Here is an 8972-nt window from a genome sequence, read left to right on the forward strand (position 1 = left end):
GGATCGGGTGGCGAATTTACCCCCCATGTCGGGATGGGGTGACTACATAAGTTGGATAGGCATCGGCGGAGATGGTGTTACCCCCCCAACCCCCCCTTATCAAGGGGGGGCTTTCTTGCTTCCTCCCCTTATCAAGGGGAAGAAGCAAGAAAGCCCCCCCTTGATAAGGGGGGGTTGGGGGGGTAACACCATCTCCGCCGATGCCTATCCAACTTATGTAGTCACCCCATCCCGACAAGGGGGGGTAAATTCGCCACCCGATCCAGTCCGCCTGGAAATCTTCAATAACCTGCTCAAATCGATCGCCGAAGAGATGGGAATAACCCTGCAAAACACCAGCTACTCCGTCAATATCAAAGAACGCCTTGACTTTAGCTGTGCCATATTCGATCGATCTGGTGAATTAGTCGCCAACGCACCGCATATCCCCGTACATCTGGGTTCGATGAGCGAAAGCGTCACCAGCCTGATTCAAGCCTGCGGCAATACTTTACAGCCTGGAGATGTGTATATCTCCAACAACCCCTACAACGGCGGTACCCATTTACCCGACATCACCGCGATTACCCCAATTTTTCTCCCCGATTTGCCCACACCAGTATTTTACGTCGCATCGCGCGGACATCATGCCGATATCGGTGGCATCACTCCTGGCTCTATGCCCCCACACAGCACCTCGATCGAGCAAGAGGGACTATTAATCGATAATTTCCAACTTGTCGCTGGTGGGCGATTTCGGCTGGCTGAGGTGCTAGCACTCTTAGCCGATGCAATATATCCAGCCCGCAATCCCCAGCAAAACATCGCCGATCTCCAAGCCCAAATCGCCGCTAACGAGCGCGGCGTCCAGGCTTTACTAGCAATGGTCGAGAAATATGGCTTGGCGACCGTCGAAGCCTATATGCAGCACGTCCGGGACAATGCCGAAGAGTCAGTCCGACAAGCGATTTCTGTCCTCAATCCAGGGACATTTACCTATCTGATGGACGATGGGTGTCAGATTCAAGTCGAGATTGCGATCGATCGATCCACCCGCTCGGCAACGATCGATTTTACCGGGACATCACCCCAACAACACACCAATCTCAATGCACCGCTAGCAATCTGCAAAGCAGTAGTGTTATACGTCTTCCGTACCCTCGTCGATGACGATATCCCACTTAATGCAGGTTGTCTCAAACCGCTACACATCATCGTCCCCACCGGATCGATGCTCCATCCGCAATTTCCAGCAGCAGTAGTCGCAGGCAATGTCGAAACCTCCCAAGCGATCGCCAATGCCCTCTACGGTGCGCTGGGAATCATGGCAGCAGCTCAAGGCACGATGAATAACTTTACCTTTGGTACCGATCGCTATCAATACTACGAAACTATCTGCGGCGGTTCTGGTGCCGGAGCAACGTTTCATGGCACCGATGCCGTCCAAACGCACATGACTAATTCCCGGCTCACCGATCCAGAAGTCCTAGAACTGCGCTTCCCCGTATTATTAGAGAGTTTTCGGATTCGCGCAAACAGTGGCGGTAGCGGTAAATATTCCGGCGGTAACGGCGTCACCCGCCGCATTCGCTGCCTAGAAGCGATGAAAATGGGCATTTTATCCGGTCATCGATCGATTCCCCCCTTTGGCTTAGCAGGTGGCGCACCCGGAGCAGTCGGACGCAATCAGATCGAACGCCAAGATGGCTCGTTGGCGGAGCCTCTCCATCGGAGAATCGAGTCACTAGGCTCCAAAGCCGAAGTCGAAATGAATGTCAACGATATCTTCTCGATCGACACACCGGGCGGCGGCGGCTTTGGATGAGAGGGTAGATGGGAGATGGGAGATGGGAGATGAGGGGACGGGGGGACTGGGCGATGTGTATTACCTCTTACCTTTTACCTTTTACCTTTTACCTATTCCCTATCCCCTATTCCCTATTCCCTAAAGTTTGACCCGAATCGGATCGATCGTCTTAGCAATCCGATCGAGTGGTTGTTTGCGTTTTTTACCTGTAAATACGTTGACTTGATAAGCCAGCGCATTGGTGACATCTAGCGCCGTCATCCAGCCACTTTTCCGGTGATAGGCACCTGTTTCAATATCGATCCAGCCGGGACCTTGGGCAATTTCTCCCGGACGTACACCGGGAAGCGTAAATGTAATCGTATGTCCGGTAATGATAATTTTATCGGGAAAATAGGGAAATTGATTGCTCAAAAACTTCTCTCTAATCCAGCAAAATTGGTCGTTATTTTGCTTATCCAGTGCTTTAAACGGATCGACACCAGCATGAACTAAAAATACATCCCCCAAATCCAGATAAGATGGCAAACTTGCAAACCAATCCATGTCACCTTGGGGAATTCCGGCTTCACCATAGCTTTCGAGCGTTGTATCGCCGCCAGATGGCAACCAGTGACGCAACGCCATCTCATCAACTTTACCATTACCAAATGCGGTCAAGAGCATGACTTCGTGGTTGCCCATCAGACAGGGATAGTCCCGCTCCCGAATCCATTTCACCACCTGAGCGCTTTTGGGGCCGCGATCGATGACATCACCCAGAAAGTACAACGCATCTTCAGCAGAAACATTACAAAAATCAATTAACTCACGCATACCATCAAAGTGGCCGTGAACGTCACCAATAATCACGATCCGGGGTTTGGAACTGTGCTTTCTTTGAAATAAATTAAACATAAAATGTCAATGCTCAGATGAAGCTACTCGGTCGAGACCGAAGCATCAGCCGGATAATATTGATAGTATGCACACTTTGACTGCCAAGAGCGCGATTGCATAATCGGCGCTCTTGGCTACTGTCTCATGCTGGCTCTGCTCGAAACTGCGCCCCTATTATTTTATTATTGCTCAATTCCTCGATCGAATAGCCGAATCTAGCTAGTTAGTACTCAATTCCTTAATTACCAGTAGTTTCCTCGGTTAGCTCCGACTGGGCAGCGCCATTAGGCGATAGTTGTTGCCGCCAATTTGCCACCCAATCAGGCTGAAAAAAGGCGATCGCAATGGCAACCGCAGCGAGGAAACCCATGCTGGTAGTCAGTGCGAGGAATAAGTGAATGGCGCGATTGAGTCTAAATTTAGGTTCGGGGGCGGACTTGGAGATCGCGACTGCTTCAGGAGTGGAAGCTGAGTAAAGGATCTCGGGATCTGTAGTGGACGTGGATACCTGGCAGGACATTAACACTAGTGAAATATTATCCGTACCATTTTCGCCATGAGCCAAAGCCAGCCATGATTGGACGGCTTCAGTCAATGGCATCTCTGTCTGAAGAATCCGCGCGGCGTAATCTTGCCACGAACTTTCGACCAAGTTGCGATCGCTCAAACCATCCGAACACAACAATAAAATCCCATCCTCGATCGCCATAAATCGCTGGACGGTAGGCACGATCAGCTCGCCAGCCTTCATCCCCAAAGCTTGAGTTAGCGCCGTCGCATCCGGGCGATTGACACTATGCCAAAACAGATCGCGACCTTGCTTGACTTCACGGGTGGCGATATCATCATCGATTGTCAGCAGTTGGCACCGCTGAGGTGTAATCCAGTAAGCCCGACTATCGCCAACATGAGCGATATAAATCTCATGAGAATTCCCTACCCCATCGCGGCTACGAATCTGCTGGTTGACTTGGATTGCCATCACCATTGTCGTACCCATCCGCGCAAGCTGCTCGCGACCTTGACTTTGATTTTGGGCAGTAATAGTATTATTTACCACTCTGACGATCGCCCCGATCGCCTGAGAGATCTGTTCGGGTGAGACGATGCGATCGCAGTTAATCAGATCCTGATAGAGATTTTGGGCTTGAATTTGGAGCAGTTTGACAGCCATCTGACTGGCAACTTCACCCCCGTCATGTCCGGCAACCCCATCGCAGATAATCGCAATTTTCCCACCCGTCGGATCGTGAGCTAACTCTAATGGAGTCGGGTAATAAGAATCTTCATTATGCAGGTGCAGAGAGCCAGCATCAGTACCACCAGCGATCTGCCACTTCACAGACAACCGCGCCGCTTGTTCGAGGATAATACTATTTAATTCGCGATCGACATCGCGCAGCGAAGCTTTTTCCGCCTGCATCTTCAAAAATAAGGCTTCTAAGCGATCGGCAATTTCTGGATGAGCACCTGGCAAAGTTTTCAGCCACAGCGTTCCGAGGTGGGCGAGAGTAACTTTAGTATTGCCCGTCGCATAGTCGGAAATCAATTCGCACAATCGCAGCCGCCAACCATCTACGCGCAAGTTGTCCATCAAGACCGCGCTAGACAACACCCCAGCACCCGATAGCGGTGCCCACAGAGCGATCGCTTGCCACAACCAATATGCCTGCTCTAGGGCGGTAGCCGTGCCCCACGCCTCCACTAAACTAGGCAGTAATTTCCCTTCACGATCGACCGGGATATTATCGAGCAATGGAATCTCGATCGTCTCATTAGCGCTCTTCAGCGAGCAAAAGCCGTGTAATCGGGGTAAATGGAGCTGATATCGATATAAATGAGCGTAGGCGATCGCCTGATGCGGCAGTGGAAACAGCAAGTCTGGCGGCTCTTGAGGCTTAGTATCCAACCAGATCTGCGGCGCGATCGCATGATACCGATCTTCCACCAATCGACCCGCCGGAATCAACGTTGCTTGCCGTTGAGCAGCCCAGATATATCTAGATGTCATTGCCTGAGTGGTAGTCATAAATTAGCGAAGTCGGGGTCGAGCGGATTCATTCTGTAGTTTACGCTAGAAAGATGGGAGATGGGAGATGGGAGATGGGAGATGTAATAGGTAATAGGTAATAGGTAATAGGTAATAGGTAATGGGAAGCGAATGCAGCGAATGTCGCTTCCTACAGATCGAACCTTACGCAGGAGAGTTTGAGAGGCGGCGATTTGCGCTCCTCGGGTTCCCCGAGGGTTTAGCAAATCAAGACAGCGTCCCGCCTTTCAACGGGGGGGCTGAGGGTCGGTACCCCCAGATCCGGGTTCTGCCTCCGCTAGTAAAATCGCAAGTCACCAGTATCTACCATTTGCCGCATCGCTTATAACCAGAGCCTCTATACAACCCATAAGTATCTAACATTTGCCGCATCGCTTGTGACAAGAGCATCTAAATCGATGGCACCGTAAAATGAAACCGACTCCCACAATCCTTACCCGCCGACTCCGCCCAAATCTCCCCACCCCAACCATTCACAATTTGCCGACAGATCGCCAGCCCCAAACCCGTTCCCCCAGTAGTCCGCCGCAGCGAACCCTCAGCTTGATAAAACCGCTCGAACACCATCTGCAATAACTCAGGCGCAATCCCCCGCCCAGTATCGGTAATAATCACCTCCAGCATCGATTCGATCTTCGAGGCTTCGATCGCGATCCGATCTTGCCCCGTTGTAAACTTACAAGCATTGTCGAGTAATTTTGTCAATACCTCCACCAACCACTCCCCATCAGCACGCACGAACGGCAGATCCGCAGGTAAATCGACGACAATTTTGGGTAAGTCTCGATCGTACCGTCGCGTATTCAAACCGCTCAACGCCAGATCGATACATTCTTCGAGGGAAAGTGGCTCGGGATGCCATTGAATCCGCCCGCTTTCGAGCTGAGAGAGCGTCAAAAAATCTTGAACGAGTTTCCGCATCCGTTCGGCATCGCCCAGGGCTGTATTGAGCATGACTTGCCGCAGTTCAGGAGACATATCTGGCTCGGTTGCCAGACTCTCCAGACAGACTTGGATCGTAGATAGTGGCGTCCTGAGTTCGTGTCCAGTAATCGCTACCAAATTAGCACGGGTGCGATCGAGTGCTTCGAGTTGCTGATTGAGATATTCGAGGTTGGTATAAGATTCGGCTTGAATCAGCGTGCTGCCGATTTGAGTCGCGATCGCGTCTACCAATGTGATGGTATCATCCGACCACGGCAAGGGATCGGGCGTGAATTGATGTAATTCGATCGCTCCTAAGAGCCTGTCTTGATGCAGCACTGGCACGATTAACCAGTCGGTAATCCCCAGTTTGGCGAGCGTACGTTGCCAAGCTTTGCTCGGGTTGATTTCGGCGAGGGATGTGGACTCATGCTTCTCAACCACCGCTTTAAAAATTGGATTATCGGCTAGTTGCCAAGCTTTACCGAGTAGAGAGGATATTGCCGCATTCGCTAGATATTCGTGGGCAATTTTGGTCGTGCGTTCGTCTTTGCGATACTGATAGATAATGCACCGACTGACGCCAGTGGCTTTGCCAATTTCCTGTCCGGCAACATGGAGAATATCGGCAGAGTTGAGCGAGCGCCGAATTGCGCCAGTAATCGAATTTACCAGCCGCTCCCGTTCTTCTTTTTCTTCGATCGAGCGGTAAGCTTTGAGTAATTTGTATTGACGAGCTTGTAAATATGTCACCAGCCGCTGCACAAAGGCATCAGCACTGGCGGAATGATCGTGAGGAATGGTGGGGACTGCGACTAGGTATTCTTGCTTTGCCTGGGCGATTTTAGCCGCCAACTCGGGGCGGTAGTTTTGAATCCGATCGAGCAAAATATGCGCCGCTGTAATTGTCACTTGGCGATCGAACGTCCAGATCCCCTCAAACCGCCGCGAGGCATCGATTTCTGGCAAAACGGGAATATCCGACGGCGGGACGACTTTTTCGCGACAGATCAGACAGGCTGAAGACTGGGCACCAATAGCGATCAAATGCCATTCACTAGCTAGCCCATCCTCACTCTCAAATGGCACCAATTCATATTCGGAAATACGATCGCTAAACTCGGTATCTGGCGCAGCTAACACATATACTTGGTCGCTAATTTCTCCCAGCCGTCGATACCGATGTGCTTCTTGACGATAAAATTTTTCTTGCTGGAAACTCGCAATCAGCAATGGTCGATCTGTCCCGGCGAGCACCCGATCTTCCATCGCATGAGAAAGCGCCGTCAGGGAAGATTTAAAGTACAAATGCGATCTGAGTTGGGGCATTTGCCGCAGTAACTCGCTTAAAACCGATCGGCGATCGATCGCCATAATCTTTCTCCTAGTAGCTGCGGCAGGGTGGCGCGACGATCTTCACTGTCAAGCACCTCGATCGAAGTCGAGACAATTGGATCTTGAGGTTATCGATTTCTATATTACAGAAAAACCGCACCTAATAGTTACTGGATCGGCATTTCGAGTTAATAGCTTTACTATTATTTACCATCTGCTGTGACGCTCGGCATTCGGATCTGGGAGTTATCGATCGATAAAGCGATTTACTGGCGTGAGATTGGCATTGCGATCTGGATCGATGAAATGGGAAATCCCCCGTAACGAGCGATTGGCATCATTGCGTCGGTTTGTGACGCTCGCGCGCTTGGCTCTCGGTTGGCTCCCTGACTTAAGTCGGACATTTGCCAACACCGCATCTACTGGTGGTGGCGAAATGCGATCGTTGGTAGCTTTGGTAGGAGGTTGAGTGCCAAGCGCAGCGGTTTGTAACAGCGGTTTAGCCGCTACCGAGGTCTGAAATCCACTGCCATCTTTACCAAATGGTTGAGTAACTATAAGCGTGAATGCCAATGTGGAAAGCCACAGTCGAGCGTGTCGTTTGAACATAGGAAAAAGATCGATACTACTTACTGGTAACTTACCCACTCAGCTTGGCGGAAGCATCAAAATTTCCAACATTTACAAGATAGTAACATCACAGCCGTCGTTGGCGTAGCCTCTGTGCAAGAGAATCGCCAAAAAAATTCCCACCTCCGCCGCTAAGAATGCTAGGATCGCAAACAGCAAGAGAAGAAGTGCATAAAAAAAGGACAACCTAATGGCAGAGATAAATAAGTCGATATCCTTTGATGGTAGGGATATCAGACTTAAGGTTGGAGTATTCGCACCCCAAGCTGGTGGTTGCGTCTTAATCGAATCTGGCGATACCAGCGTACTAGTTACCGCGACGCGTGCGAAAGGACGAGAAGGAATTGATTTCCTACCATTGCTCGTAGATTATGAAGAACGGATTTATGCAGCCGGACGGATTCCCGGCGGTTTCTTACGTCGCGAAGGTCGAGCGCCAGAAAAAGTCACCCTAATTAGTCGGTTGATCGATCGACCGATGCGTCCGTTATTCCCCGACTGGCTGCGCGATGATATTCAAATCGTTGCAACCACCATGTCCCTAGACGAATTGGTACCCCCAGATGTCTTGGCAGTCACTGGAGCCTCGATCGCGACATTACTCGCGGGACTCCCATTTAATGGCCCGATGGCAGCAGTCCGCGTTGGTTTAGTCGGAGATGATTTTATCATCAATCCTACCTACCGCGAAATTCAAATCGGCGATCTGGATTTAGTCGTTGCGGGCACACCCGACGGCGTAATCATGGTCGAAGCTGGTGCCAATCAGTTACCCGAACAGGATATCATCGAAGCGATCGACTTTGGCTATGAAGCAGTTCAAGAGCTAATTACCGCCCAGCGGGAATTGCTCGCAGAACTCGGCATCGAGATCGTACATGCCGAACAACCAATTACTGACTCCACCTTAGAAAGCTTTTTACGCGATCGAACTACCGAAAGCATTAAAGTCGTACTTGGTAAATACGAGCCAAGTAAACCAATTCGGGATGCCCAGCTCGATGAAATCAAAGCTAAAGCAGTAGCCGAGATTGCCAGTCTCCCAGAAACCGATCCGATTCAAGTTGCCGCAGCTAGCGATAGTAAAGCTGTCAGCACCCTGTTCAAAAGCATCACCAAAAAAATGATGCGCCAACAAGTCATCGAAACCGGACGACGGGTAGACGGACGGGCACTCGACGAAGTGCGCCCCATCTCCTGTTTCGTCGGTGTCTTACCCAAGCGCGTCCACGGTACGGGTTTATTCAATCGGGGTCTGACTCAAGTCATGTCCGCCTGTACCCTCGGTACTCCCGGCGACGCACAGGATCTCGGTGACGATCTCAATCCCGAAAATACCAAACGGTATATTCACCACTACAATTTCCC

The 8972-nt window shown here is 50.7% G+C and carries 5 protein-coding genes and 1 pseudogene; 2 read left to right on the forward strand and 4 right to left on the reverse strand.

Annotated elements, in window-relative coordinates; translation table 11 throughout:
- Positions 1 to 1804 (forward strand): hydantoinase B/oxoprolinase family protein (locus RMO52_RS18795; RefSeq protein WP_310417295.1); only part of this gene is annotated, 1804 nt, incomplete at its 5' end.
- Positions 1805 to 1924: 120 nt separating this feature from the next.
- Here the strand turns inward: RMO52_RS18795 and RMO52_RS18800 are convergent.
- From RMO52_RS18800 to RMO52_RS18815, 4 genes are all read right to left on the reverse strand, one after another.
- Complete coding sequence (locus tag RMO52_RS18800) at positions 1925 to 2683, reverse strand: metallophosphoesterase family protein (RefSeq protein ID WP_309742503.1); 759 nt, start codon at positions 2681 to 2683, stop codon at positions 1925 to 1927.
- Between the two features lie 220 nt (positions 2684 to 2903).
- Positions 2904 to 4694, reverse strand: coding sequence for a protein phosphatase 2C domain-containing protein (locus RMO52_RS18805; RefSeq protein ID WP_310417298.1), 1791 nt, complete (start codon positions 4692 to 4694; stop codon positions 2904 to 2906).
- A 411-nt stretch (positions 4695 to 5105) separates the two neighbouring features.
- Positions 5106 to 7013 (reverse strand): DICT sensory domain-containing protein, encoded by a 1908-nt coding sequence (locus tag RMO52_RS18810; RefSeq protein ID WP_310417302.1) that lies wholly within the window; start codon positions 7011 to 7013, stop codon positions 5106 to 5108.
- 207 nt (positions 7014 to 7220) lie between these two features.
- Positions 7221 to 7583, reverse strand: coding sequence for a hypothetical protein (locus RMO52_RS18815; protein ID WP_309738247.1), 363 nt, complete (start codon positions 7581 to 7583; stop codon positions 7221 to 7223).
- 211 nt (positions 7584 to 7794) lie between these two features.
- Between RMO52_RS18815 and RMO52_RS18820 the strand changes: the two are divergent.
- Positions 7795 to 8972, forward strand: a pseudogene (locus RMO52_RS18820) (polyribonucleotide nucleotidyltransferase); the annotation flags it as partial.

This window comes from Chamaesiphon sp. OTE_8_metabat_110 (assembly GCF_031382685.1).
Lineage (GTDB): Bacteria > Cyanobacteriota > Cyanobacteriia > Cyanobacteriales > Chamaesiphonaceae > Chamaesiphon.

Excerpts from the sequence above, each read along its gene's own strand:
- RMO52_RS18800 (WP_309742503.1), bottom strand. The coding sequence starts at position 2,683 with ATGTTTAATTTATTTCAAAGAAAGCACAGTTCCAAACCCCGGATCGTG.
- RMO52_RS18815 (WP_309738247.1), bottom strand. The coding sequence starts at position 7,583 with ATGTTCAAACGACACGCTCGACTGTGGCTTTCCACATTGGCATTCACG.
- RMO52_RS18810 (WP_310417302.1), bottom strand. The coding sequence starts at position 7,013 with ATGGCGATCGATCGCCGATCGGTTTTAAGCGAGTTACTGCGGCAAATG.
- RMO52_RS18805 (WP_310417298.1), bottom strand. The coding sequence starts at position 4,694 with ATGACTACCACTCAGGCAATGACATCTAGATATATCTGGGCTGCTCAA.